Annotated in this window: 22 protein-coding genes; 10 read left to right on the top strand and 12 right to left on the bottom strand. The window is 48.8% G+C overall.

Annotation, left to right across the window (positions count from 1 at the left end):
- Positions 1–5: 5 nt before the first annotated feature.
- Positions 6–1142, top strand: coding sequence for an endo-1,4-beta-xylanase (locus J2X05_RS19305; protein WP_310075681.1), 1137 nt, complete (start codon positions 6–8; stop codon positions 1140–1142).
- Between the two features lie 81 nt (positions 1143–1223).
- Complete coding sequence (gene lpxL / locus J2X05_RS19300; RefSeq protein ID WP_310075680.1) at positions 1224–2174, top strand: LpxL/LpxP family Kdo(2)-lipid IV(A) lauroyl/palmitoleoyl acyltransferase; 951 nt, start codon at positions 1224–1226, stop codon at positions 2172–2174.
- Positions 2175–2220: 46 nt separating this feature from the next.
- On the opposite strand, the gene J2X05_RS19295 is transcribed toward lpxL, so the two are convergent.
- From J2X05_RS19295 to J2X05_RS19275, 5 genes are all read right to left on the bottom strand, one after another.
- Entirely contained in the window at positions 2221–3303 is a 1083-nt protein-coding gene (locus J2X05_RS19295; protein WP_310075678.1) for an SGNH/GDSL hydrolase family protein, read from the bottom strand.
- 399 nt (positions 3304–3702) lie between these two features.
- A complete protein-coding gene (locus tag J2X05_RS19290) occupies positions 3703–4314 on the bottom strand; it encodes a class I SAM-dependent methyltransferase (RefSeq protein ID WP_310075676.1) in 612 nt (203 codons plus the stop codon).
- 176 nt (positions 4315–4490) lie between these two features.
- Positions 4491–5867: a DUF1501 domain-containing protein gene (locus J2X05_RS19285; protein ID WP_310075674.1), complete on the bottom strand. Its 1377-nt coding sequence runs from the start codon at positions 5865–5867 to the stop codon at positions 4491–4493.
- Between the two features lie 4 nt (positions 5868–5871).
- The gene (locus tag J2X05_RS19280; RefSeq protein ID WP_310075673.1) at positions 5872–7827 is read right to left on the bottom strand and encodes a DUF1800 domain-containing protein; all 1956 of its coding nucleotides are present in this window, start codon (positions 7825–7827) and stop codon (positions 5872–5874) included.
- Between the two features lie 60 nt (positions 7828–7887).
- Positions 7888–8613, bottom strand: coding sequence for a glycerophosphodiester phosphodiesterase (locus tag J2X05_RS19275; RefSeq protein WP_310075671.1), 726 nt, complete (start codon positions 8611–8613; stop codon positions 7888–7890).
- A 113-nt stretch (positions 8614–8726) separates the two neighbouring features.
- Here J2X05_RS19275 and J2X05_RS19270 point away from each other — a divergent pair, with 113 nt between their 5' ends.
- Positions 8727–9353 (top strand): mechanosensitive ion channel domain-containing protein, encoded by a 627-nt coding sequence (locus tag J2X05_RS19270; RefSeq protein ID WP_310075669.1) that lies wholly within the window; start codon positions 8727–8729, stop codon positions 9351–9353.
- Positions 9354–9663: 310 nt separating this feature from the next.
- The gene (locus J2X05_RS19265; RefSeq protein WP_310075668.1) at positions 9664–10764 is read left to right on the top strand and encodes a hypothetical protein; all 1101 of its coding nucleotides are present in this window, start codon (positions 9664–9666) and stop codon (positions 10762–10764) included.
- A gap of 66 nt (positions 10765–10830) precedes the next feature.
- On the opposite strand, the gene katG is transcribed toward J2X05_RS19265, so the two are convergent.
- The 6 genes from katG to J2X05_RS19235 form a co-directional block, all read right to left on the bottom strand.
- Positions 10831–13014: a catalase/peroxidase HPI gene (gene katG / locus J2X05_RS19260; protein WP_374725286.1), complete on the bottom strand. Its 2184-nt coding sequence runs from the start codon at positions 13012–13014 to the stop codon at positions 10831–10833.
- A gap of 266 nt (positions 13015–13280) precedes the next feature.
- Positions 13281–15200, bottom strand: a complete 1920-nt coding sequence (locus J2X05_RS19255) for a potassium transporter Kup (RefSeq protein WP_310075667.1) — start codon at positions 15198–15200, stop codon at positions 13281–13283.
- 79 nt (positions 15201–15279) lie between these two features.
- Positions 15280–15996 (bottom strand): response regulator, encoded by a 717-nt coding sequence (locus J2X05_RS19250; RefSeq protein ID WP_310075666.1) that lies wholly within the window; start codon positions 15994–15996, stop codon positions 15280–15282.
- Positions 15993–17534, bottom strand: a complete 1542-nt coding sequence (locus J2X05_RS19245) for an ATP-binding protein (RefSeq protein WP_310075664.1) — start codon at positions 17532–17534, stop codon at positions 15993–15995. Before J2X05_RS19245 ends, J2X05_RS19250 begins: the two co-directional genes overlap by 4 nt.
- Before the next feature lie 168 nt (positions 17535–17702).
- Positions 17703–18263 (bottom strand): outer membrane beta-barrel protein, encoded by a 561-nt coding sequence (locus J2X05_RS19240; protein ID WP_310075663.1) that lies wholly within the window; start codon positions 18261–18263, stop codon positions 17703–17705.
- Positions 18264–18346: 83 nt separating this feature from the next.
- Positions 18347–19537 (bottom strand): amino acid aminotransferase, encoded by a 1191-nt coding sequence (locus tag J2X05_RS19235; RefSeq protein WP_310075661.1) that lies wholly within the window; start codon positions 19535–19537, stop codon positions 18347–18349.
- A 162-nt stretch (positions 19538–19699) separates the two neighbouring features.
- On the opposite strand from J2X05_RS19235, the gene cobT reads away from it, so the two are divergent.
- A complete protein-coding gene (gene cobT / locus J2X05_RS19230; protein ID WP_310075660.1) occupies positions 19700–20734 on the top strand; it encodes a nicotinate-nucleotide--dimethylbenzimidazole phosphoribosyltransferase in 1035 nt (344 codons plus the stop codon).
- Positions 20731–21498 (top strand): adenosylcobinamide-GDP ribazoletransferase, encoded by a 768-nt coding sequence (locus J2X05_RS19225; RefSeq protein ID WP_310075658.1) that lies wholly within the window; start codon positions 20731–20733, stop codon positions 21496–21498. Before cobT ends, J2X05_RS19225 begins: the two co-directional genes overlap by 4 nt.
- Here J2X05_RS19225 and J2X05_RS19220 read toward each other — a convergent pair.
- Entirely contained in the window at positions 21488–21748 is a 261-nt protein-coding gene (locus J2X05_RS19220; protein WP_310075657.1) for a hypothetical protein, read from the bottom strand. The genes J2X05_RS19225 and J2X05_RS19220 overlap by 11 nt on opposite strands.
- Positions 21749–21834: 86 nt before the next feature.
- Between J2X05_RS19220 and cobU the strand changes: the two genes are divergently transcribed.
- The 4 genes from cobU (at position 21835) to J2X05_RS19200 (ending at position 26042) form a co-directional block, all read left to right on the top strand.
- Positions 21835–22356: a bifunctional adenosylcobinamide kinase/adenosylcobinamide-phosphate guanylyltransferase gene (cobU, locus tag J2X05_RS19215; RefSeq protein WP_310075656.1), complete on the top strand. Its 522-nt coding sequence runs from the start codon at positions 21835–21837 to the stop codon at positions 22354–22356.
- Entirely contained in the window at positions 22353–22982 is a 630-nt protein-coding gene (locus tag J2X05_RS19210; RefSeq protein ID WP_310075655.1) for a histidine phosphatase family protein, read from the top strand. The genes cobU and J2X05_RS19210 overlap by 4 nt, the downstream gene beginning before the upstream one ends.
- Before the next feature lie 113 nt (positions 22983–23095).
- On the top strand, positions 23096–24520 hold the full coding sequence (locus tag J2X05_RS19205; protein WP_310075651.1) for an MATE family efflux transporter: 1425 nt from the start codon (positions 23096–23098) through the stop codon (positions 24518–24520).
- Between the two features lie 190 nt (positions 24521–24710).
- The gene (locus J2X05_RS19200) at positions 24711–26042 is read left to right on the top strand and encodes a lytic murein transglycosylase (protein ID WP_310075649.1); all 1332 of its coding nucleotides are present in this window, start codon (positions 24711–24713) and stop codon (positions 26040–26042) included.
- Position 26043: the final 1 nt, after the last annotated feature.

Here is a 26043-nt window from a genome sequence, read left to right as displayed (position 1 = left end):
AAGATATGAATATTTCACGCAGAGGGCTGCTAGCCATGAGCGGTGCTACAGCAGCACTGATTGCCAGCGCTAAATTACAGGCAGCGGAAAAAGCAGCGGCGGCAACAGGTTTGAAAGAAGCCTACAAAGACGACTTTTTAATTGGCGCAGCATTGAGCGCATCGATTATTAAAAAACAAGATCCAAAATTAGTCGCGCTGATTACCAAGGAATTTAATTCAATCACGCCCGAAAACTGCCAAAAGTGGGGCGAGATCCGCAACGAAGATGGCAGTTGGAAATGGGAAGACAGCGATGCAATTATCAATTTTGGCAGCAAACATAATATGCACATGGTTGGCCATACATTAGGCTGGCACAGCCAAATTCCTGAAAGCGTATTTAAAAATAAAGATGGCAGTTATATTTCCAAAGAAGCCTTGGCAAAAAAACAACAGGAACATATCACCACCCTAGTTGACCGCTACAAAGGCAAGATTGCCGCATGGGATGTTGTCAATGAAGCCATGGGCGATGACAACAAAATGCGCACCAGCCACTGGTACAACATTATGGGCGATGATTTTCTCGTCAACGCATTTAATCTTGCCCACGAAACTGATCCCAAAGCGCACTTGATGTACAACGATTACAACAATGAGCAAGAGGGAAAACGCAACGCCACTATTGAGATGCTAAAACGTTTGCAAAAACGCAATGCACCTATTCACGGTTTGGGCATGCAAGCGCACGTCGGCCTTGCATCAGATATGAAAAATTTTGAAGACAGCATTATTGCCTATTCAGAATTAGGCTTGCGTATTCACCTGACTGAATTGGATATCGATGTATTGCCGTCAGTGTGGAATTTGCCCGTTGCAGAAATTTCTACCCGCTTTGAATACAAACCAGAACGCGACCCTTACATCAAAGGTTTACCAAAAGAGATTGATGAACAATTGGCAAAAGCCTACGAAACCCTGTTCAAGATTTTAATCAAACACAAAGATAAAGTAGATCGTGTGACCTTTTGGGGTGTGAGTGATGACGCCAGCTGGTTAAATGGCTTCCCTATTCCTGGCCGCACCAACTATCCACTGCTGTTTGATCGCAACCAGCAACCCAAAAGTGCTTACTTCCGCTTGCTCGATCTTAAGAAATAACTGACTGTCTCGTGCGGATTGTTGTAACCAGCGTTGTGCTGTAGGCTTGCGCCAACACCACCAAGGCTTACAACAATCCGCATGAATAAAACACCCCACGCCAAACATCTCCCCCCGGTTTTTCGCTGGTCATTTTTAGGCCCGCGCTACTGGCCCACGTGGATACTGTTAGGATTTTTGCAGTTGATCGCCCATCTCCCGATGCAGATTAATGTTGCACTGGGGCGCGGTTTGGGCTGGCTACTCTTTCATCTTGTCCCCAGCCGTAAACGCATCGCCGATACCAATCTTAGCCTCTGTCTTCCTGAATTGAATCACGCCGAACGCGAACAGATGGTGCGCCGTATTATTCAATCCTGCGGCATCAGTTTTTTTGAAAGTGCGATGTCATTGTGGGGACCAGCAAAGCGTTTGTGTTCATCTCACAGCATTAAGGGATTGGAATATTTGCAAGCGGCACAAGCAGCGGGCAAAGGGGTTTTGCTTGTTGGTTGCCATATGACGACTATAGATATCTGCGGCCGCATGCTCGCATCGCATATAAAATTTGACATTCTTTATCGTCAAGATCCCAATCCCCTGCTCGCCTATATGCTGGTGAAAGCCAGAGAAAGTTTTAATGGCGAATCCATTATCAGTGTGGAAACGCGCAAGCTGGTGCGCAACCTGCGCGCGGGTCATATTGTGTGGTATGCACCGGATCAGGATTACGGAATCAAGCACAGTATTTTTGCGCCGTTTTTTGGAATTCCCGCTGCGACAGTTCCCGGTACAGGCCGTTTCGCAAAATTAGGGGATGCTCAGGTTATGGCATTTATGCACTACCGCGAAGCTAATGGTCACTACCGCATTGAGATAAGCGCACCGCTGGAAAACTTCCCGAGTGGTGATGATTTGGTTGATAGCACACGCGTGAACCAGATGATTGAGAATATGATCCGCAAACAACCGGATCAGTATTTATGGGTGCATAGACGGTTTAAAACGCGACCGGAGGGAGAGAAAAGCGTTTACGCAAAACAGAAAAAATAAGGTTATGCCCAAGCCCTGCCTGAGCATAACTTTATCGAACATCCTCTTACCAATTCATTTTTTGCTTGATAAACGCCGTCAACTTTTCTGCATTGGCTTTGTGTTGTGCAATGCGTGGGTGGCCACCAAAACCCGTGTAATCAAAGAAAATGGTATCCAGTTTTGTGTCTTTATTTTCTTTTCTCATCCGCTCAACAGCAGCATTAACATAACCTGGCCATTTTGGATTAGCGGTGGCATCCATACTACCAAGCGCACAAATAATGGGGACGTTCGGATATTTAGCGCGAATGCTGCGGACAAAGTCGATATAGGCCTGCACCCGCTGAGCATCGCTTGGAATAGGTTGCAAACGTTTTTCGCGATCGATCAACCAGCTGTCGTTTTGCAATAAATTGATCACCACCACATCCGGTGTCCACTGCGTAAAATCCCACTGGGTTTTGTTATCACCCACCGCGCTTAATTGGTCGTAAAACTGCGGCATGATAAACGGAAACCAGCTGATCATAATGCCGATGCCGCTTTGCGATATAGTGTGTAATTCCGCGTTGAGGTTGCGCGCGGTGATTGCACCGTAAGCCCAATAATTATTTTTTTCATTTAGCAGATGATCAACACCATTGTCGGCACCTTCATTGCCTGCACCAGAGGTAATCGAATCGCCATAAATCTCAATACGGCGTGTTGGGCGCGCAGGTGGTGCCAGCAGTTTTGCACCAGCATCCAGCACCAACCCTTTAAATGCTGTAGCGCCCTCTTCACCCTCTGTACGCTTGTAAATTTCCACGCTGTGATTACCCGGTTTTAACGCCGTAGAGATCACATACATCTGCTCACCTTGTTTGGCCTCCAACACATAAGGGTGCTGGGTTTCACCATCAATAAAAACATTGAAATAGTTTTTGCCGAACTGGTCATCCAATTTCACCGCAAGTGAAGTACCGGTGAAATTAGCTTTAATGCTAGTGCCTGCCCAGGAAATCGATGGGGATTTTTTGTCGGCAAAGTCGATCCGGCCAGTATACAAATACTGCTGGTTATCGGCGCTAATCGTCTGTACTGGCTCTGCCCACGCAAAGCTGGAACAGCACAGGGCACCAAGCAGAAAGCTGTGAAATAATTTCATGGGATATCTCGCGTCAGGATTTGAGTTTGATCTGGCTGTAATTCTTGCTATGGCTGACCATAATAATCGGCACCAGTCGCAAATGCTACCAAGGCGATACAAAGAAGCGTAAATCCACAGACAGATGCAGCACCACAATTTATTTATGAAAACCAACCTGCGCTAAGCAGAAAACTATGCTATTGATATTTTTAACAATGAAATCAAAGCAGTCAGATTCAACCGCCTTAAAGCAGTGCAGTTGTTAGATGGGTTGGATATTGAGTTGGTGGATTAGTTTTCCTCTGTTAATTATTCAGTGTCAAATCTTTCTCATTATTTATTCTCACATTTTCTTATATATTGATAGGAGCATCAACATCAGTCCAAAGGAAGGGGATTAAGTTTATCGTTTATATTTCAGCTACTTTTGGGCAATTTCCGTAAAACAATACGCGACCAAAAAACATTTTCTTTAAAGCTATAAATACTGGGTTGATTTTGCGTGCAGAAAATACATTCAAAGCCAAAGTGCTTGAACTGTTCAATGGTTTGCAGTGCATCGGTAGGGAAAACTCTGATACCCATACCAGCAGGCCCGTTTCGCAGAGAAATTGCACATAGCCCCTGTTGTTTAGTCAATACCGAAAGCCGGGCAATCGCGGCAGCTCTTTCCGACTCATCAAGATGATGCCAAACACCTTCTACAAGAATGAAATCAAATTGCACCTTTTCATCTAATGTAACCAAGTGCGGCAGGCTGTCATCTCGCCACTCAATAGGATGCTGTGAGTAAGTTGCACGTGCTGCTGCTAAAAAATCCGGCATAGGTTCAATTGCCTTAACTCTATACCCAAGCCGTGCCAGCGCCGCAGAATTTTGCCCTGCACCAGCCCCCACATCCAAAATGTCAGCTGGTTCTTTAGGTAAAAAACTTAAGTAGTCTTTGCAACTCTGATAAAAATCGAGTGACTGACTGGCTTCGATAAATATTGAAATAAAATGCTCGTAACCTTGTGTTCCGTTAGTCATGGATAAATACTTTAAATATCATTATTTTTCTACCGTGGAAAGATCGGATTTTGTAATAATCTTATTCTCATCCGAAAGTTCATCACAAGTGAACGAGCTGCACCCCGCCAACATCATCAGAATGCTAACTACTTGTATAAAATTGGATAACCCTTTGAGTAACATAAAATTTCCAATCAGCTTTTAAAAAAACCCAAATCCAAATCATTAAATCGCGCTAAATTCGGAAATACATCGGCAAAATTTCCCGCAGGCAGACCATACCAACTGGCGAGGGTTGCGGCGTATTGATCCATGCTGTTGGTGGGGATAATACGACCTTCGCCGATATCGTCTTTACCGCCAATAATTAATTCAGGAAATTGGCCGTACACATTACCGCCATTCACCGCGCCGCCCATTACCATTTGATGGCTGCCCCAACCGTGGTCGGTGCCATCACCATTGCTGGTGAGAGTGCGGCCAAAATCAGAGGTGGTAAACGTAGTAACTTGGTCGGCGATACCTAGTTCAATCGTGGCTTTGTAAAATGCATCCAGCGCTGCACTTAATTGCGCGAGTAAAATATCGTGGCGGCGCAATTGATCTCCGTGGGTATCAAAATCGCCCATGCCGATAAAAAAGGTTTGGCGGGTGACTTGCAAGCTGCTGCGCGCCGAGAGCATTTGCGCCACCATTTTTAAATTGGCGGCAAGTGGATTGCCTGTGGGGAAAACAGTTTGCAAGGGTGCCTGTGCATCCAGTGCTGTTTTGACATCACCCGCCAGATCCCAAGCGAGGGTTTGGGTGCGGGCGTATTCGCGCTGGAAAATATTTTCTTGCTGTTGCGCTAATAACGCTTGATAAATTTGGATGCGGCTTAGCTCGCGGGCATCGCTGGTTTTTTTATTGAAATTCTCCAGCTCTTTAATACCTGCCGCATCGATGGAATAAGGCACTACGTTGTTGCCGCTCTGCCAGATATTGGAGCCGCTGAGTGAAATATTCATCGAAAGTTTTTTATTGATATTCATCGACTGCATGGCATCGGCCGCGCGCCCTGCCCAACCGTTGCGGCGGGTACTGGATTGTAAACTCTGCAAAAAGGTTTGCTGGTCATTGTGCGAAAACAATTGTGGCGGCAATAGGGATTTATTACCTTGATAATTAGCTTTGCTGACCGGCTCAACCAAGGCGCCCACGTTGGTTAACAGTGCCAACTTGCCTGAGTTAAATAATTGTTGTGCATGGGACATATTAGGGTGAAAACCCAGTGCTACGCCTGCACCATTCTGATTGGACAATGGTAATAAGGTATTTTTTTCTATCGCCAGCGTTTGGCGCGAGGTCTTATAGGCAGCGTATTCTGCATCACTCGTCGGGACCAGCATATTAAACGCGTCGTTACCGCCAAACAGAAAAATACATACCAACGCTTTGTACGAATCGTTGGGTTGCACTAATGCATTGGCGAGCTGAAAACCTGCAGTCGTTGTGTAAGCGGCACTGGTACCGAGTGCGATACCGGCAGCTTGCTTTAAAAAATGACGACGATTGTGCGTAATATTTTTCATAGGATTATCTCTGCGCCGCGTATTCAGGTGAGGCCACAACCAGGAACATAGCTTCGTAAACCAGCATGTCGCGCGCCCACATTTGCCCGGTCTCATCCCACGTGGGATCGACCTTATTGGCATTGAGATGATTCAAAATAAGCTCGTACATCTGCTCGCTCATTTGCCCCGCCATCAAAATCAAATTTAAATGATCCAACAGTTCCGCCGGATTTTTACTGAGTTCACGCTCACGATCCAAATGCAGGCGCGGCGAAAACACATCCCAGTTGCCATCAATGGTTGGCTCTAACCAATCGTGGGGCGTGTCGCGCCAGAAGATAGCACTGCTCAAGGTGGAGGCCTTGGACATAATCATACTTTCGGTGAGAATCTGGAATTCGGGTGAATTCATATTGGCATTTTTTAGTTCACCCGGGTGTTGGTATTCCGGGCGATAAAAATTGAATACCGAGAATGATCCGTAAGGACGCTGCCCCATTAAACGGCCTGAACCATAAAAGCGAAGGCGCGGTGGCGTCACCGTATTATTTTCCAATTTGGTGGGTGTACCTGTGCCTTTAAAAGCGCGCCACAAGTGTGTGGTTTTTAATAAAGGTTCGCGCAACTTCCCAAAAGTTGACGGGGAATTTTTATAACCATTTTGCGCCTCGTCATCCAATATAATCGCGCGCACTACGGCTTTCATATCGCCTTTGACACCCTGCCCATTATCGTTAAAAACAGTGGCAACACGGGTCACATACGCGGGTGATGGATTACTGGTTACCAACCGCTGGATTAATTGCTTGCCAATAAAAGGGGCTACGTTGGGATGGGTAAAAATAATATCCAGCGCGGCATCTATATCCTGCTCCGGCGTTTTGTCCGCAGGGATAGGTTTATCACCAAACAACATCTTTGCATTAAAATCGTGATAATTATCGAATGATTTCATCGGCAGGATTTCGCTAGCGCCGCTCTCGGTCCACTCCCACCAATTTTTTATCGTCGCCATATTCCAACCGGTAAACACGCGCGCCAACTCTTTCACCGTGGTTTGATCGTAGGTGGGAATGGGGTTGCCTTGTGCATCTAACTTGACGCTGCCATCGAGATTCAAGTGCACCAAGCCAATCGTGAATAATTGCATCAATTCACGCGCGTAATTTTCGTCGGGGCGAATATTGCGGTTGGAATCCGCTTTTTCATTGCGCACCATGCTCAGGTATTCACCCATCATGGGATTGAGCGTAACGGCTTTTAGCAGATCGCGATAATTCCCGAATGCGTGCTGGGCGAGAATATCCTGATAATTTGCGATTCCGCGCGTATCGTTGTACAACACATCAGACACATTGGAAATAACTAAAATCTGGCTGAGTGAATAGGCGATACGCTGGCGCAATTGGTCCTCACCCCAGAGTGCAACTTCCCACCAGATATCGCTGCGCTGCAAATCGCGCAGATAACCTTCATCGCTATCATCTTGTTCCGGCTGTACAACAAAACCAATTTGTTCAAAGCGCTGATCAAGTAATAGCAGGTGTTTGGTCTGGGGTTTACTAAATTGTTCATCCAACCACGCGGTTTTGCCAATGCGAACGATACGATCAATATCTTTGGCAGTCGGTCCAAAAGTAGTCTGCGCCAAAAAGCGCGCAGCCTCTTTAGCACTGGTGTAATTTGGACTGTCTTTGATTGGCAAAGCGGGATCAGGTGTTAAATCCGGCGTTGGAATTTTTGCGATTGCTGCGCTTGATGCTATTGATGAGCGACTGGATGCGATTGATGCAAGGCTGGATGCCGGGGCGAGACTGGAAGCGGATGTGCTGGACGCAATAGCAACAGCCGATGAACCAGTAGGATTCATAGTTCCCCCACCCCCACCACCACCACCACAGGCAATCATTAACACTGATGCACTGATCACTACAGTGCGCAGCAAACCGAGCATAACTACTTCGGAACGTTTTTTCATAACAGCCCTATATCGAATAAGAATTATTGGATCGACATCTTTGGGAAAACTGCATTGCAACTACGGATGTTTATTCTGCGCCTGAAATGCAAGCAACTGATCCGGTTTATCAGTGAATACTGCATCAACACCGAGCGCCATCATGGCTTTCCAATCATCTTCATGGTTGACGGTGTATACCCAATTTTTTAAACCGCGTTTTTGGGCATCCTGAATTAATTCCGGGGTGAGAAAACTCAAATGGGTATTAAACGAATAGGCGTTGAGTGGTGCGCAGCAAGCAGCGTAATCCAGCGGGATGCCCTCAATTAATACGCCACGTTTTATTTGCGGCATCTGCTGAAGACATTCAAATAATTGCTGATGATCAAAACTCGAAATGGTGTACTGCTCGTAATTACCTTGCTTCGAAGTTACATACTCATCCAACACGCGTTTTAATGTCGGCACCGAATTGGCGCCTTTGATTTCGATGTTGAGCAAGGCTCTATCGCCCACGAGCTCCAACACCTGTTGCAAGGTGGGAATAGGTTCACCGTTCTCGAGCCGTTGCTCGCGCAGATAAGCCAAAGGCTGTTCAGTAATTATCCCCTGCCCCGACACCACGCGCCCCAAGCGACGGTCGTGGGTGACGAGCAACTCACCTTCAATCTGGAATATATCGATTTCAACCGCATAGACACCGAGTTCCAGCGCGCGCGTAATAGCAGCCAAGCTGTTTTCAGGCAGTGTGGATTGGATAAATTGGGGGCCGCCGCGATGGGCGATGCACAACAAAGGTTTCATAAAGCGCTCGTTCAGTCTTTCAGCCGGTATAATGCCGCGCAATTATCATTGTGAAATGCGGCGATCGCTGAAGTATGGCAGTCGCCCCTTGAATCATCAACGCAGGTGCCAATGTGGATAGCTTTCCCCGTATAGAAGAGATTATGACCCACTCAGTGTTTTCAAAATTACTGATCGTGTTCGGTTGTTTAGTGGCGTTTTATCTCGCCACCAAATTGCTGGACAAGATTATTCACGATGTCAGTGTGCGCCGGGCCTTGGGCGATTTACGTGTTCTCTACATCACCCGACTGATGAAAATCGGCATGGTGTTTTGCTGTCTCGTTGTCATGTGTTTGATTTTGGGGCTGGGTTACAGCGAGATCTCGGTATTTTTATCGTCCATCTTCGCTGTTGTCGGCATCGCACTATTTGCCCAGTGGTCGATTTTAAGTAACGTCACTGCCAGCATGATCATCTTTTTCGGCTTCCCCTACAAAGTAAATGATCGCATCAAAATTCTCGATAAAGACGACGATATGAGCGGTATCATCGTGGAAATCAGTATGTTCCATGTGATTTTGCAGCGCCCCGATGGCAACCTGATCACCTACCCGAACACGCTTATCCTGCAAAAAGCAGTACTGAAGCTCGATTATCCGCTGGTTGAACCTATCGCCGAAAATGCCGAAGACCTGACAGCCTTGCCGCTGGAGCAAATGCGGATGGAGAACGAACCCAAAACCCAGCAGCAGCGCTAACCCCTACTGTTATAACCACCAGCCTGATGATTTAACACCCTTAGGGCTGGTATCGATCATCCATTAGCGGATACATATCCTACCCAGCACGCGAGCATGAGAGTTTTTGTGCTATCTGTGTTAGCGCAATCACCAATCATTTACCGCCGTCAGTCCCGCCTATATAGTCGCGTGCACTGATTTAGGCGACGTCAATAAAAATAGCCAAATCACCCATAAAGATAGCGCTTTCAAAGAGCATCTTTTAAAGCTTGTTACATTCGCGATCATAATATTCCCACGATAACAAAAACGGAGAATTTGAATAATCATGCAATCCCTGATCAAGACCTGCGCCCTACCTGTTGTGCTCATCAGCTTAACCGCCTGCGGCGGTGGAGGTGGCGGAGGCAGTAAACCCGCACCATCCCCCGTGCCCAGCTCGACCGCAGCCAGTTCAGTAGCACCCAGCTCTGTAGCCCCAAGCTCCACTCCAGCCAGCTCATTGGCAGCAAGTTCAATCGCACCGGCCAGTTCAGCGGATGCGTCCAGTAGCGCAGCTTCAAGTTCAGTGGCAGGAACCGAAAGCACCCAAACCGCGACTGTCTACGCCAACTACTCAGTTGCAGCAATTGATAACTGCGGTGTCGGCATCGGCGCTGCCAATAAAACCTTTGCGATTTTTGCTGACTACGATAGCGGTGTACAAAACCAAAGTCTGTCCAGTTTGAACTTTAGCGGATGGAACCATGCCACTAATGGCAGCACCACCGAGTGGACCAATTTGAAATTGGCGGGCAGCAATTACAACTTCAACAACAACGCCAAAGTAAACAGCAGCTGTAACAGTGTTGATACGCTTGATATGTTACTTGTGAAAAAAATCAATGATTGGGATCACCAGCACTCCAACGGTTTTGAACGTAATATCCTTGCATACGGATACAAATTCGGTGACATCGAAAGCTTGACAGTTGATGTAAAAATCAACAACGCCAAAACCAGCATTCCCAGCGTAGCGAGTTTAAAAACCATCTATACAAGCTACTTAGATCCCAAAAAACCTGATGCGGTCGAGAACCTGGAAGACGGCAAGGTCAATATAGGCATTGTTATTTACGACGGTAAAACAGCCTCTACATGGATGGCAAAGAAAATTATCCAGTTGGACCAATCGGCGCTCGGGGATAAATGGATTAGAGTCACTATTCCGATGAGCGGAATGAAGCATTGCCTGGAAGCTAACTACAATTGCGCTGACAGACCCTTCTCAGAACTGAGCAGTAAGACTATTGCAGGCATCCAATTTGTTGGTGAGACTAAAAGCGGTGCAGTACTGCGAGGTGACATTAGCTCTTGGAGCACAAGCATTCCGGAAACCTTCAAAGAAGCTGATTTAAGCTTTAAGAAAATTGAATTCCAATTGAAATAATTTTCACGAGGAGTAAAAAAGGGGCGATGAATTTTTCATCGCCCCTTTTTGTTTTTACACTAATAATTATTTCAAATCAAACCGATCTGCATTCATCACTTTCACCCAGGTTTTCACAAAGTCTTTCACAAACTTCTCGCGGTTATCATCTTGTGCGTAAACTTCAGCGTAAGAACGCAAAACGGAGTTGGAACCAAACACCAAATCCACGCGCGTTGCAGTCCATTTCACATTGCCGGTGTTGCGCTCGACAATGTTGTAGCTGTTTTTACCCGTGGGCTTCCACTGGTAGTTCATGTCAGTAAGATTGACGAAAAAGTCATTGCTCAACACGCCAACTTTCTCTGTAAACACGCCGTGTTTACTATCGCCGTGATTGGTTCCCAATACACGTAGACCGCCAATTAACACCGTCATTTCCGGTGCCGTTAAGCCCATCAGCTGGGCGCGATCCAATAGCAGCTCTTCTGGTTGCACGACATAATCTTTTTGCACCCAGTTGCGGAAACCATCGTGAATTGGCTCCAGTGGTGCAAAAGATTCTGCATCGGTTTGCGCTTCGGTAGCGTCACCGCGACCGGGAGCAAAGGGCACTGCAATATCGAAACCCGCATCTTTCGCCGCTTTTTCAATCGCTGCAGATCCACCAAGTACAATCAAATCAGCGATGCTGACTTTTTTGCCTGATTCGGATTGGATTCCCGCCAGTACACCCAGTACTTTTTGCAAACGCGCAGGCTCATTACCTTCCCAGTCTTTTTGCGGTGCTAAACGAATGCGTGCACCGTTAGCTCCACCGCGGAAATCCGAACCGCGGAAAGTGCGGGCACTGTCCCATGCAGTGGCAACCAACTCAGACACACTCAAACCGCTGGCAAGAATTTTAGCTTTCAGTTCAGAAACTTCAGCACTGCTCAGGATGTAATCCACTGAGGGAACCGGATCTTGCCAAATCAAATCTTCCACCGGCACATCGGCACCCAGGTAACGTACTTTTGGCCCCAAATCGCGGTGGGTTAATTTAAACCATGCGCGCGCAAAGACTTCTGAAAAGTAGGCCTGATCTTTAGCAAAGCGCTCGGAAATTTTGCGATATTCCGGGTCCACTTTCATCGCCATATCCGCATCCGTCATCAGCGGCATGCAGCGAATCGACGAGTCTTCTACATCGACGGGTTTATCTTCTTCTTTGATATTGATCGGTTTCCACTGCCATGCACCTGCCGGGCTCTTGGTCAGCTCCCATTCTTGGTTTAACAGCATTTCAAAGTAACCGTTATCCCATTGGGTAGGATTGGTAGTCCATGCACCTTCGATACCGCTGGTCACTGTATCGCGGCCAATACCACGGGTTTTGTGGTTATTCCAACCCAAGCCCTGCTCTTCCACATCAGCGGCCTCCGGCTCTGGCCCTAGGTTCGCAGCGCTGCCATTACCGTGCGCTTTACCGACGGTGTGGCCGCCAGCGGTGAGGGCGACAGTTTCTTCATCGTTCATTGCCATGCGTGCGAAGGTGATGCGAATATCGTTGGCGGTTTTTTGTGGATCGGGATTGCCATCTACACCTTCCGGATTCACATAAATCAAACCCATCATCACCGCTGCGAGCGGGTTTTCAAGATCGCGTTCACCGGAGTAACGTGTACCTTCACCACCGCTTTTTGCTAACCATTCTTTCTCGGCGCCCCAGTAAATATCTTTTTCAGGATGCCAAATATCTTCGCGGCCGCCCGCAAAACCAAAGGTTTTCAAACCCATCGATTCATAGGCCATATTGCCCGCAAGGATCATCAAATCCGCCCAGGACAGCTTGTTGCCGTATTTCTTTTTGATCGGCCACAAGAGGCGGCGGGCTTTATCCAAATTGCCATTGTCCGGCCAGCTGTTGAGTGGGGCAAAACGTTGGTTGCCAGTACCTGCACCGCCACGGCCGTCGGCTATGCGGTAACTACCGGCGGAGTGCCAGGCCAAACGAATCATTAAACCGCCGTAGTGACCCCAATCCGCAGGCCACCAAGCCTGGCTGTCAGTCATCAGAGCTTTGAGATCGTTTTTAACGGCTTGTAGGTCGAGCTTTTTAAATTCTTCGGCGTAGTTGAACTCATCGCCAAGCGGGTTGGTCTTGCGGTCGTGTTGATGCAGGATGTCGAGGTTCAAGGCATTCGGCCACCAGGCCGTATTGGACTTGCTCGACGTAGTATTACCGCCGTGCATCACCGGGCATTTACCTGCTGATTGGTTGTTATCCATAATTTTCTCCTGATTTATGCTGGTTTTATCGCAAGGGTTGATTCGATTAGGGGGGAAAACAAAACCCTGCACTGGCAGCGGCTGTTTAACCTCTTTCGCGGACAAGACAACCTTAGTTCAAAACGATTGAATTAGTTAAATTTATATTAGATAAGCATTCGATAGTCATAACCTATAAAAAGAAAAGGCCGCATATTTGCGGCCTTTCTAAAAGAATTTATAAGGTGTAATTGTTACATCCCGGTTTTTAATTTAAAAAAAATCATTCAAATCTGTACCCGTGTACCCAATTCAATCACCGCGTTATCGGGCAAACGGAAGAACTCCACTACGCCGCCGGCATTGCGCGTCATAGCGGCAAACAAGCGCTCGCGCCAAGGCGCCATACCACCACCGGGTGTGGAGACAATCGACTCGCGGCTTAAGAAGTAACTGGTTTGGAAATGCGGGATGGTTAACCCGTAGCGCTCACAGAGTTTCAACGCGCGCGGCACATCGGGTGCATCCATAAAGCCAAAGTTGACGGTCACGCGCCAGAAACTATTACCCAACTCCTCCAGTTGGATGCGCTCATCCTCGCCCACCCATGGCACATCTTTAAATTGTACGGTTAATATTAAATTGCGTTCATGCAGTACCTGATTGTGCTTCAGGTTATGCAGCAATGCCTGGGGAACGGTAGATGCATCGGCCACCATATACACAGCTACCCGTGCGGCGCGCTGAATTTCTTCTGGCCGCAAGGTGGGAAGAAAAGCGCCTAATTCCAAACCGTCGCGATGGATACATTGCATCACAATCGTCCGGCCGCGCTGCCAGGTGCTCATGATTAAAAACAACACTGCTGCGACTAATAGCGAAAACCAACCGCCGTCTAAAAACTTAAGCGCGCAACCTGCAACCAGAAAAATATCGACCGCCAAAAAGAACAGCGTTGCACCGATTGCGATTGGCAGCGGTAATTTCCAGCGGCCGCGCACCACAAAAAAAGTCAGGCAAGTTGTTGTTGCCATAGTGACCGTCACTGCAATACCGTAAGCACCCGCCAATCCGGATGAGCTACCAAAAAATAACACTACCGCAATCACACCGACCAACAACATCCAATTTACCGCAGGCATATAAATCTGGCCGGATTCCCGCGCCGACGTATGTTGCACTGTCATGCGCGGTAAAAATCCCAACTGGATTGCTTGCCTTGTCATTGAGTAAGCACCGGAAATTACCGCTTGCGATGCAATAATCGCAGCCATAGTCGCAATAATCAGCGCAGGCCAAATCAGGGTTTGCGGGAAGAGTTTATAAAAAGGATTAGCGATAGCCGTTGGATCAGCCAATAAGAGTGCGCCCTGCCCCATGTAATTCAGTGCGAGCGATGGCAATACCAGATAGGTCCAGGCGATCTGGATCGGCTTGCGCCCGAAGTGACCCATATCAGCGTAGAGCGCCTCAGCACCGGTCAGTGCCAACACGATTGCACCAATCGCGGCAAATACATACCAGCCGCGCCCCGCGAGAAAATTCCAAGCCTCCAGTGGGTTAAGCGCAGCAAGAATTGCAGGCTGAGCGATAATATGGGCAATGCCCGATACCGCCAGCATCAAAAACCAAATAGTCACTATGGGACCAAACACTTTACCCATGGCGCCCGTACCAAAGCGCTGCACCAGAAATAAACTGATCAGAATCGCCAAGGTAATCGGGACAACCAACGGTTTTAGCGCCGGAGTCGCCACCTCCAATCCTTCCATCGCACCCAGAACAGAAATCGCTGGCGTGATAATGCTATCGCCATAAAACAGCGTGGCTCCGAACAGTCCAATCATCAGGATGATACGGCGCAATTGTGGATTGGTGCTGGCAGTTTTGGCAGCAAGCGCCGTCAGCGCAAGTGAGCCGCCTTCGCCGCGATTGTCTGCCCGCAAAATCAGGATCACGTATTTCAGCGTTACCACTAGCATCAACGCCCAAAAGATGGTGGATACGGCGCCGACAATATGAGTCGCATCCAAAGGTACTCCAGTCGCCGGAGCAAAAATTTCTTTTACCGTGTACAGCGGGCTGGTGCCAATATCACCATAGACAACACCGATGGCAGCCAAAGTCAGCGCGGCCATACCTTGACGTGCGGGCGTTGAGGGGGATGAAGAATTGGGTTCGATGGGTAATGAAGAGGAGACAGTCATGGGAAAAACCTATGCAATGAAAACATTGCCAGTGTTCCCAATCGCGCATCAGGATCGCATAAGTATTACCGAAACCGAATCAGCTTTCGGTATCCAGCAGGCGATACCCCACTCCCGGCTCAGTCAGCAATAACTGCGGCTCTGCCGGATTATCTTCCAGTTTGGCGCGCAGCTGTCCCATATAGAGCCGCAGATAATGGGTGTGCTCCAGATATTCCTGCCCCCACACATCCACCAATAACTGGCGATGGGTTACTACCTGCCCCGCGCTGCGCACCAGCCGCGCCAGCAAATTAAATTCGGTGGGGGTTAGATGGACGGCATCACCCTTGCGGCTAACGCGATGATTGGCGAGATCAATCACCAGATCACCCTGCTCATAGCGAGTGACCGCCGCACGCACCTGATTGCCGCGATGACGCAGCGCCACCCGCATACGCGCGAGCAATTCGCCGATGCTAAAAGGTTTCACCAGATAATCATCGGCACCTTCATCCAAAAGGTGGATTTTCTGCCCCTCGGCTTCGCGGGCGGAGATGATAATCACCGGCGTCGATTGTTTGCGCCTGAGCTTCACCAACAAATCGCCGCCATCGCCATCCGGTAAACCTAAATCCAGCAGGATCAAATCAAACGCCGGTGTGCTCGCTTCCTCCAATTGCGTTTGGCCGTACATCGCAATCGCTTCGGCCAAACTCGCCGCCGTGAGCACTTGGTAACCCTCAACCAACAGTGCTTCGCGCAGGGTTGCGCGCAGTTCGCGGTCGTCTTCCACCAATAACAAACGCAAACTCATAAATGGCTTTCCGGATTAGCGGGTTGGGCGCGCAGCGGCAAATGGCATTCAAAACTGGCACCGGTAGCTGTGGCATGGAACTCCAGTTCACCACCGTGGGCGCGGGCTATAGCGCGGCACAGCGCCAAGCCAATTCCCGTTCCGCCGGCACCGCCAGGTTTACGGTGGTCGCCACGCTGGAAAACCTCAAATATCTGCTCATAATCCGCTGCGGCAATACCGGTACCCTGATCGCGCACAGCCAAGACCAAATGGTGTTTGTCTAAATGAGCAGACACATTTATCGGCGATTCCGGCGGGCTGTATTTGAGCGCATTGTCGATCAGGTTTTCCAGCAGTTGCGATAGCAGTAACGAGTCGCCCCACAAGAGTGGTAAATCAGGTGCAAGTTTTGCACTCAGACGTTGCTGCGGATCATGGCTGCGCATACGGCGCATTACACTGCCGATGATTTCCTCGGCCGATTCCCAATCGCCTTGAATGTTGCCACCAATCGCATCCAGCCGCGCCAGTTGTAATACGTTGCTGGTCAAACGGCGCAGGCGATCGGCTTCCTCCACAATGCTGTGCGCTAACTGTTGGCGTTGCGTTTCGGAAAGGCGTTCGCTTTGCTGATCAAGGGAAGATGCGGCACCCATGATGGTTGCGAGCGGCGTGCGGTAATCGTGGGAGATAGCAGCCAATAAAGTGTTGCGCACCGTTTGCGCCTGAGCTTGGTCGCGCGCTTGCCGCTCTTGCTGTTGGATATGATGCCGCTCCAAGGCCGCACCCATTTGGTCGCACAGCGCCTGGGCTTGGGTCAGTGCCGGAAACTCATCGGCACTGGTGATGCCGGAAATCAAGGCCGCACCCGAGGTCATACTGCGCCCGCGCAGTGGTAGATAAAGTGCATCCAACTCCTGATAGTGCCCAGTGCCCGGCCCTAACGGTTGGCCAGTGCGCAAGCAGTGCCAAAGTGCTTCTTCATGTTCAGGATTAACGCTACCTATGCGTTGTAAAGCGGAGGGCTGATTAGTAGGCGGAAGCTGGTTATTCAAGGCGACCAACGCCACCGGATGATTGTTTGCTTTTCCCACAGACAATGGCTCCAACGCCTGATGCAATTCCTCCAGCAGCGAACCGGGTTCACTGGCATCGCGCAGCTTATCGCCCCAAATACGCAGCTCTTCGGCCGCATGGGCGTAAGCCTGGGCGCGGCGCGACTGTTCACGCAAAAACACCATCAAACCCGCGATGATGATATTCACCAACATCATGGCAACCAGCAAGACTGTGTGTTGATGAAGGTCTATCGCGAAGGTTCCGCGCGGTGGGACAAAGCTCCAGTTAAACGCCATCAAGCCAACCACACTCGCCAGCAAGGTCATACTGAGCGGCAACCAAAGCGCTGCAAGCGCAGAGGTCAGCACCAAAATCAGACTGAGATTAACGGGATCGAAATGAGCATCAAAAAACAGCAACAGGCACCAGCCAAGCAACCAAATCGCCAAGCCGATGCTATATCGCAGAAGTTGTTGTGAAGAAGTGAGTGCGTTCATAGGCGAGAGCTTAGCAGCATCGCCATTAGGAGCGCATAAGGATTAAAGAATTGAATTTCAACTGAAGCAATTTTATGCCGTTAAATAAACAGGGCGGAAATTTTCCACCCTGTTTATTTAAGATTAAACGCCGCTTATTGACGACTTATTTAAATAACGAGAAAGGACTTAGAAATTGACACGGAGGCTTACGCCATACCCCATAACATCGTCTGCCGTGGAAATTTCCGCACCAACATCCACGCTTTCTTTGGCTTTGTAAAACGCCTCAATAAAATAACTATTGTCGGCTGAGTCAAATACATCTACACGGCTTACGCCGCCGCCAAGCTCAAATTTCTCACCCAATTGTTGACGCAAACCCAGCGTATACGCAGTACCGTTGTCATCAATACTCCATTCACCATCTTCGATATCAACGCGGGCATAACCTGCCTCAGCATAAATATTCGTACTGCTACCCAAAGGCGCATGCACACCAAGCCCAAGCCCTGTGGTGGTCTGGGTGGATTCTTCAATCTTCGCCCGGCCAATATCGGCGGTAACGTAAAAAATATTCCCCAGCGCAACTGACAGCCCCAAGCCCAGAACCTCACCATCGTATTCTTCGCCATCGCTATCTATTTCAACTTTCCCCAAGCCAATATCAAAATGGCTATATGAGAAGTCTGCCGCATGGACATTTATTGCACACAAAAGTGCTGCGGCAGTGATTGCTTTTTTAAACATATTCCGTTCCCTAAAGTAAATCGCCCTCAAAAAAATCATGAAAAGCGGAGGGCTTTACACTTGTCATGATAAATACTCTTACTTCACAACACCGACACTATCGCCTTAGCCACATAATCCATTTTCTCTTTGCTCAAACCCGCCACACTGATGCGGCTAGTATCGGTCATATAAATGCTGTATTCGCTTTTTAGTTTATGCACTTGTTCCACACTCAACCCCAAAAATGAAAACATACCGCGCTCTTGGGCGATAAAACTGAAATCGCGCCCCTGCTGCAAACCATTCAGCGATTGCACCAATTGCACACGCAAACCGGCGATACGCTCGCGCATCAGCGTCAGCTCATCACTCCAGACTTTGGTCAGCTCATCGCTGTGCAAAATAATATCGATCAGCGCGGCGCCGTGCGCAGGCGGCATGGAATACAAGGCGCGGGTTACGCTCAGCAATTGGCTGTTACCGGCGTTAGCTTGTTGCTCATCGGCAAACACCAAACTCAAACTACCCGCGCGCTCGCGATATAAACCAAAGTTTTTGGAAAACGATGTTGCGATCACTACTTCCGGCAAACGCGCCGCCATCAGACGCAAGCCATAAGTATCTTCTTCAAGGCCCTCACCAAAACCTTGGTAAGCCATATCGATAAACGGAATCACACCGCGCGCTTCCAACACATCGGCAACGTGGTCCCACTGCGCGCGCGACAAATCCGCACCGCTTGGGTTGTGGCAGCAGGCGTGGAGCAAAATTAAATCACCGCGCGGGATTTCGTTGATGGTGGCGAGCATAGCCGCAAAATCAATGCTGTGGGTGCTGTAGTCGTAGTAAGGATATTCGCGAAGCTTCAAACCGGCACTGCCCAATAGCGGTACATGGTTCGCCCAGGTAGGGATGCTCACCCATAAACTGGCGCCGGGTTTGGCGCGCTGGATCAACTCTGCCGCCACGCGCAAAGCGCCACAGCCGCCGGGAGTCTGGATGGTACGCACACGTTTGGCGGCTACTGCCGGGTGATCTGCGCCGTAAATCAACTTCATAACAGCCTCGTTGGCACCGGGGTAACCCGCGGGTGGCGTGTACGCCTTGCTGGTCTCGCGGGCGATGCGCAATTTTTCCGCCTCTGCCACAGCCTTCATAATTGGCGTTATCCCTGCATCATTTTTGTACACCCCTACGCCCAGATCGACCTTGTTCGGGTTGGTATCATTCGCGTAGGCAATACTTAATCCCAGGATAGGATCGGCAGGTAACAGAGGAAGGGATTCAAACATGGCAAACTCCAGACGTATTCAGCAAAATCGATGAAAAAACAGGGCGCGATTATACGCCGGGAATTGGGTAACGGCTTAGCAGCGACTTAAAGTCAGGTAAATAAGCCGTCAGAAATGGCCAGATATGATAAGTTGCGCGGCCTCACAAAAGGAAACTGAGCTATGACATTTGATTGGCAAATAGCGCCGCTAAATCGCGACCTGATACCTGAAATACAGGAGCGCATCGACCAAAAAACCAAACCTCTCGGCGCCCTCGGCCAGCTAGAACAGCTCGCCCTGCAGATCGCCTTGGTGCAACAGCGCAAACGCCTCAGCATTGAGCGGCCACTCATGTTGGTATTCGCCGCCGACCACGGCATTGCAGAAGAAGGTGTCAGCATCGCCCCCAGCAGTGTCACCCAACAAATGGTGCGCAATTTTTTAGCGGGCGGCGCCGCAATCAATTGTTTTTGCCGCACCAACCATATCCCGCTCAAAGTGATTGATGCCGGGATTAAAGACGAAATCAAACCTGCACCCTCGGCATTGATCGCCCAGCGCATCGCCGCAGGCACACGCAATTTTGCCCACGAACCGGCGATGACACTGGCGCAAGCCGAGCGCGCGCTGATATTGGGAAAAGAATTTGCGGAAGGCGAAATCGCGGCAGGTTCCAATTTATTAGCCTTTGGTGAAATGGGTATCGGCAATAGCAGTTCTGCTGCGGCCATACTGGCTGCCATCAGTAATGCCCCGGTAGAAACGTGTGTCGGTTTGGGCACCGGTATTAATGACCAACAACTCGCGAAAAAAATTGCGCTAGTGACTCAAGCGGTAGCGCGCATTGAAGATAAATCGCCGCTCACTATTTTGTGTGAAGTGGGTGGTTTTGAAATCGCACAAATCTGCGGTGCTATGCTCGCCACCGCGCAAGCAGGCCGGTTGATTGTGGTGGATGGTTTTATTGTTACTGCTGCTGCACTACTGGCGGTAACCATTAATCCACACGCGCGCGACTACATGATTTTCGCGCATCAATCGGAAGAAGCTGGCCATCAATTAATGTTGCGTTTGTTGGATGCGAAACCGCTGTTGAATTTAGGTTTGCGTCTAGGTGAAGGCACCGGCGCTGCGCTCGCAATGCCGATCATTCAGGCGGCGGTGAGTTTTTACAATCAGATGGCCACCTTTGAAAGTGCCGGTGTGAAAGTGTGAAGCAACAGCTCAATTTATTTTTTCTCGCGCTGGGATTTTTTAGCCGCATCCCCATGCCTGCATGGATCGATTACTCAGCGGAAAACCTCAACCGCGCGAGCCGCTACTTCACGCTAGTCGGTTGGCTGTTGGGCGGATTAGTTGCCCTGGTTTTTCTTGCTGCCGATTATCTCTTTTCCAATTCCATTAGCCTCTGGCTGGCGATGGTTTTTAGTTTGCTACTCACCGGCGCTTTTCATGAAGATGGCCTTGCCGATACCGCCGATGGATTTGGCGGTGCCTTTGTGCGCGAGAAAAAAATCAGCATTATGAAAGACAGCCGCATCGGCACTTACGGTGCAGCGGCGCTGGTGATGGCACTGCTGGGGAAGTATCTTCTGCTGATTGAAAACACCCAAATCGCGCTGGGCATATTTATCGCCTATGCACTATCGCGCGCAGTCGCCGCGAGCTTGGTATTTGATATGCGCTATGTTGCCGATGATGATGGCAGCAAAAGCAAACCGCTGGCAAATAACCAATCCAAAACCGATTTGGTTATTTTATTGGCAACCTGCTTGCCGATATTTTTTCTACTGCATTGGCAAAAAGCGATTTTAATAATCGCCACATTGATTGTGGTTCGATACGCCGCAAAATCCTATTTTCAAAAACAGATTGGCGGTTATACCGGCGATTGTTTGGGCGCAGCGCAACAGATTAGTGAAATGGTAATTTATGCAGTACTGCTAATTCATCTTGGTCAACTGAATATTACTTGGTGATGTGATACTGCTTTTCGCCAGTTTCTTCATCGTAATTCTGACCATCCCGTTTTGCTTTTTTCTCTATATACACTTCAGGCTGTTTAAGCGGTTCCAGGTCCATTGTTTTATGGGTAACACCTTCAAAAATCGTAGCCCACAGCTCTTTATTAGGTCGCTTTCTGCGTAAATGCGCAATAAACTTTACCGCGATGTATATCGCCAAAAAGAACCCAAAAACCAAACCAAATTGAATATAAATATCGGACATCGCATTTTCCCTCAGCCTTGGTTTAACGGTTATGGTGATGCCTGGTTATTATTCAAGCTCCAACATCCAAAATGACTGGATCCAATATGATTACGTTAGTGTTAGGCGGCGCCCGCTCAGGTAAATCGCGCATTGCACAAGAGCTGGCAAGTGCCGGCGCATTGCCAGTGGTGTATATCGCCACCGCAACCGCGTTAGATGACGAGATGGCGACGCGGATTGAGCACCATCAGCACAATCGCCCGAGTGAATGGCGCCTGCGCGAATGCCCGTTGAATTTAGCCTCCGCACTGCAAGAAGAAACACAGCAGCCGCAAACCATAATGGTGGACTGTTTAACATTGTGGCTTAACAACCAATTATTTGAATATCCCGAACAGGATTTTTCCGCGTTGTTTGATGAACTTGTTAATAGCCTGAGTGCGAACAACGCCAATGTAATTTTTGTCGCGAATGAAGTGGGGCTGGGAATAATTCCGCTGGGTGAAGTGAGCCGGAAATTTGTGGATGAAGCAGGCCGATTAAATCAACAACTCGCACAAATCGCTGACAAAGTATTGTTTGTCGCCGCCGGTTTACCTTTAGCATTAAAAGACAACACCAAATGACTTCTACAATCATCACACTAGTGAGGCACGGAAAAGTCGCAGGCCCCGCCGCGCTTTACGGCCGCACAGATATCGCACTCAGTGCAGCAGGCCATAACGATTTAACGCACGCGTTAAATAATCTGCACATGCAAACGCCCATCCACCATCTAATCAGTTCACCACGTTTGCGCTGCTTCCAAGTCGCACAAGAATTTTCCGCGCAATATAAAATTCCGTTGCACACTGAAGACAATCTACAAGAAATGGATTTCGGTATCTGGGATGGAATCCCGTTTGATGAGCTGGGCGATGAATGGAAAAACATCGAAGCCTTCTGGGAATCACCTCATTCCATGCAACCACCGGAAGGTGAGTCGCTAACGGATTTCGCAGCGCGGGTTATCGGTAGCTGGGAATCACTAATCAACAACAATAAATCTGGGCATCACGCAATAATTTGTCACGGCGGCGTTATCCGAATTATTATCGCTCACATACTAAAACTGGATTGGCGCAACCCTGCCCTATTCAAACAATTGCAGATTGATTACACGAGTTGCACACGAATTGAGATTGGCAATTATGAGAAGGCCGTGCCGGTTATTAAGTGGATTGGATTTTGTGATCTCAACACTCGTCCATAGCTAATCAACTCATTACACTTTAGTTCACACCTCACTCACCAAATTCCGCTAAAATTCTCCTGTTTATTATTAGATGTAAACTGCAACACAACCCCAACACCAACGGACACGCTGTGGAACCTTTAAATACCGATCAACTCCAAACCCTACCGGATCACAACCAAAGTCTGGTTGCGCGCACCCTGCACGAGTGGAAACAACTGGCGGTGCTCGGCGCGCCTATTTTGATTGCACAGTTGGCGCAGATGGCGAATGGGGTTATCGATACCGTGATGGCAGGCCATGCAAGCGCAGAAGATTTGGCGGGTGTGGCGATTGGTGCGAGCTTATGGGTGCCGGTATTGTTATTTTTTGCAGGTGTATTGAGTGCCTTGCAGCCTACGATCTCCGGGCACCGTGGTGCGGGGGAATTGCAAAAAATTATGCCTACCACCTGGCAGGGAGTTTATATTGCGCTAGTGGCCATGGTGGTGATGGTTTTGTTGCTGGTGAATACTCAACCGGTGCTGCGAATTTTACAACTTGATGTAGTGACAGCGGCGATTGCTGATGGTTATCTGGATGCATTTGCCTGGGGCGTACCTGCACTGCTTTTGTTGACGGCACTGCGCGGCTTGACCGATGGTTTAGGGCATACGCGCGTTATCATGGTGTTTTCTTTAATCAGCACACTGCTAAACCTGCCGCTCAATTATATTTTTATTTACGGATTTGATTTTATTGTTTTTCAAGTACCGGCCATGGGCGGAATCGGTTGCGGTTGGGCGACGAGTATTGCCAACTGGGTTGCCACACTTGCACTGCTTGTTTATTTAAATCGCAGTGCGACCTTCAAAAATTTTCATTTGATTGGTGATTGGGTTGCACCTGCGAAATCAGAAATCGCCCGCCTGCTGAAATTGGGATTGCCGATTGGTTTTACCATGTTTATTGAAGTGAGCATGTTTTGCATGATCGCACTGTTTCTCGCACCATTGGGATCAACAACCGTTGCAGGTCATCAAATCGTACTCAATGTGACCTCGGTATTATTTATGCTGCCGCTGAGTTTGGGCATGGCCTTAACACTGCGTATCAGCTTTTTAGTCGGCGCCGCTGACCATGACGAAGCGCGCTTGCTTGCCCGCAGTTCACTACTGCTGGCGGTGGGCATTAGCTGCATTAATGCGCCGATTTTATTTTTTGGGCGCGAATGGCTTGCCGGTTTATATACATCAGATATGAGTGTTCAACAGGTTGCAACCACATTATTTATGCTCGCCGCCCTATTCCAAATCGTCGATGTTATTCAGGTCACCATGATCAACGTACAGCGCGGCTACAAGGATACCAAAACCCCGATGTTTATCATGCTGCTGTCATTCTGGGGCATTTGTTTACCGCTCGGTTATGTGCTGACTTTCAAAGATTGGCTAACAGCACCCTTGGGTGCTCCCGGCTTTTGGATGGCATTAATTGCCGGATTGACCTGCGCAGCGCTTTTATTAACCGTGCGGATGTTTAGATTTCGGCCTGCAAATTTTTCCACTCGCGAATAAAGTGGCAAAAGCTAAATAACTCGTCATACCTGCGAACGCAGGTATCCAGACAATTGATGTTCATGGATACCCGCGTTCGCGGGCATGACGAAGGTGTATTATCAGAAATCGCCTTAATGCAAGTAGCAGCGATTAATTGATGGCTTCCCACAAAAGCAGAATTGAAAGCTGCTTAAATACTGGAGTTACTATGAAAAACCTACGGAGTTTATTTCCCGTTATTTGTGGCATGAGCCTTGTTGCCTGCGCCCAGGTTGCAGAACCCAACAAAATTGATGCACAGAGCACACCGCAAAAAAATCAAAGTGTGCAAACAACAACTAGCGCCAACACCACAATTAATACCAACACCGTGCAGGCTCCGGTGGCTGCACCTATGCTGACGCAAAAAGAATTTGCTGCTTGTTTGATTGCATTTTCGGCAAAAGCAAAAGCGGCGGGCATTTCACAAAATACAATTAATAGCAGCCTTGCCAAAGCAGAACTTAACACTCAAGTATTGGAACTGGATCGCAAGCAGCCTGAATTCACCACCAGCTTTGCCGATTATTTTAATCGCCGCGTCACTGAGCAGCGTGTTGCACAAGGCCGCGCACTCTTGATTAAACATAAGGATTTATTCGCGCGCGTTGAACAGGAATACGGTGTGCCTGCTGCTTATTTGGTTTCGTTTTGGGGATTGGAAACCAATTTCGGCAGTTACTTCGGCAATATTCCGGTTGTCGATTCCCTCGCCACACTTGCCTGCGATGCGCGCCGCAGTACTTTTTTTACCATCGAATTAATAAACGCGCTGCGCATTTTGGATGAGGGTGCAATCGCACCGAATAAAATGAAGGGCTCCTGGGCGGGCGCCATGGGACATGTGCAATTCATGCCATCATCCTTCTTAAAAAATGCCGTGGATTTTGATGGCGACCACAAGCGCGATTTATGGAATAGCACACCGGATGCCATGGCATCTGCGGCAAATTTTTTGAAAAATCTTGGCTGGCAAACTGAAGGACGTTGGGGACGCGAAGTTAAATTACCAAAAGATTTCCCCTTCCTTGAAGCAGGTTTAAAAAACAATAAATCGATTGCAGAATGGACCAAGCTCGGCGTTACACGCGCCGACAACTCTCCACTACCGCAAGCGGATATGAACGCGTCACTGCTAGTACCGTCCGGCCACGAAGGTCCGGCATTTTTGGTGTACGACAATTTCAACGTGATTATGCGTTGGAATCGCTCTGAATTTTACGCGATTGCCGTTGGCCAACTCGCCGACCAGATCGCTGGCGGTGGAAAATTATTACAACCGCCCCCAATAGATGCTCCGCGTTTGCACCGCGACCAGGTTATCGCACTGCAACAAAAACTTAACAACAAAGGCTTCAACCTCGGCACACCCGACGGCATCCTAGGCCCAGCAACGCGCCGCGCCATAGGTGAATTCCAACACCAGCAAGGCATGATCGCCGATGGCTTCCCCGGCACCCAAGTGCTCGGTTTACTCGGAATAAAAGTGATAAAACACTAAC

This window comes from Cellvibrio fibrivorans (assembly GCF_031457055.1).
Taxonomy (GTDB): Bacteria; Pseudomonadota; Gammaproteobacteria; order Pseudomonadales; family Cellvibrionaceae; genus Cellvibrio; species Cellvibrio fibrivorans.
Note: the sequence above shows the minus strand (reverse complement) of the source record. Positions and strands in the feature narration are given on the sequence as shown.

Coding starts and splice junctions, on each gene's coding strand:
- J2X05_RS19305 (WP_310075681.1), top strand. CDS start 6: ATGAATATTTCACGCAGAGGGCTGCTAGCCATGAGCGGTGCTACAGCA.
- lpxL (WP_310075680.1), top strand. CDS start 1,224: ATGAATAAAACACCCCACGCCAAACATCTCCCCCCGGTTTTTCGCTGG.
- J2X05_RS19295 (WP_310075678.1), bottom strand. CDS start 3,303: ATGAAATTATTTCACAGCTTTCTGCTTGGTGCCCTGTGCTGTTCCAGC.
- J2X05_RS19290 (WP_310075676.1), bottom strand. CDS start 4,314: ATGACTAACGGAACACAAGGTTACGAGCATTTTATTTCAATATTTATC.
- J2X05_RS19285 (WP_310075674.1), bottom strand. CDS start 5,867: ATGAAAAATATTACGCACAATCGTCGTCATTTTTTAAAGCAAGCTGCC.
- J2X05_RS19280 (WP_310075673.1), bottom strand. CDS start 7,827: ATGAAAAAACGTTCCGAAGTAGTTATGCTCGGTTTGCTGCGCACTGTA.
- J2X05_RS19275 (WP_310075671.1), bottom strand. CDS start 8,613: ATGAAACCTTTGTTGTGCATCGCCCATCGCGGCGGCCCCCAATTTATC.
- J2X05_RS19265 (WP_310075668.1), top strand. CDS start 9,664: ATGCAATCCCTGATCAAGACCTGCGCCCTACCTGTTGTGCTCATCAGC.
- katG (WP_374725286.1), bottom strand. CDS start 13,014: ATGGATAACAACCAATCAGCAGGTAAATGCCCGGTGATGCACGGCGGT.
- J2X05_RS19255 (WP_310075667.1), bottom strand. CDS start 15,200: ATGACTGTCTCCTCTTCATTACCCATCGAACCCAATTCTTCATCCCCC.
- J2X05_RS19250 (WP_310075666.1), bottom strand. CDS start 15,996: ATGAGTTTGCGTTTGTTATTGGTGGAAGACGACCGCGAACTGCGCGCA.
- J2X05_RS19245 (WP_310075664.1), bottom strand. CDS start 17,534: ATGAACGCACTCACTTCTTCACAACAACTTCTGCGATATAGCATCGGC.
- J2X05_RS19240 (WP_310075663.1), bottom strand. CDS start 18,263: ATGTTTAAAAAAGCAATCACTGCCGCAGCACTTTTGTGTGCAATAAAT.
- J2X05_RS19235 (WP_310075661.1), bottom strand. CDS start 19,537: ATGTTTGAATCCCTTCCTCTGTTACCTGCCGATCCTATCCTGGGATTA.
- cobT (WP_310075660.1), top strand. CDS start 19,700: ATGACATTTGATTGGCAAATAGCGCCGCTAAATCGCGACCTGATACCT.
- J2X05_RS19220 (WP_310075657.1), bottom strand. CDS start 21,748: ATGTCCGATATTTATATTCAATTTGGTTTGGTTTTTGGGTTCTTTTTG.
- cobU (WP_310075656.1), top strand. CDS start 21,835: ATGATTACGTTAGTGTTAGGCGGCGCCCGCTCAGGTAAATCGCGCATT.
- J2X05_RS19210 (WP_310075655.1), top strand. CDS start 22,353: ATGACTTCTACAATCATCACACTAGTGAGGCACGGAAAAGTCGCAGGC.
- J2X05_RS19200 (WP_310075649.1), top strand. CDS start 24,711: ATGAAAAACCTACGGAGTTTATTTCCCGTTATTTGTGGCATGAGCCTT.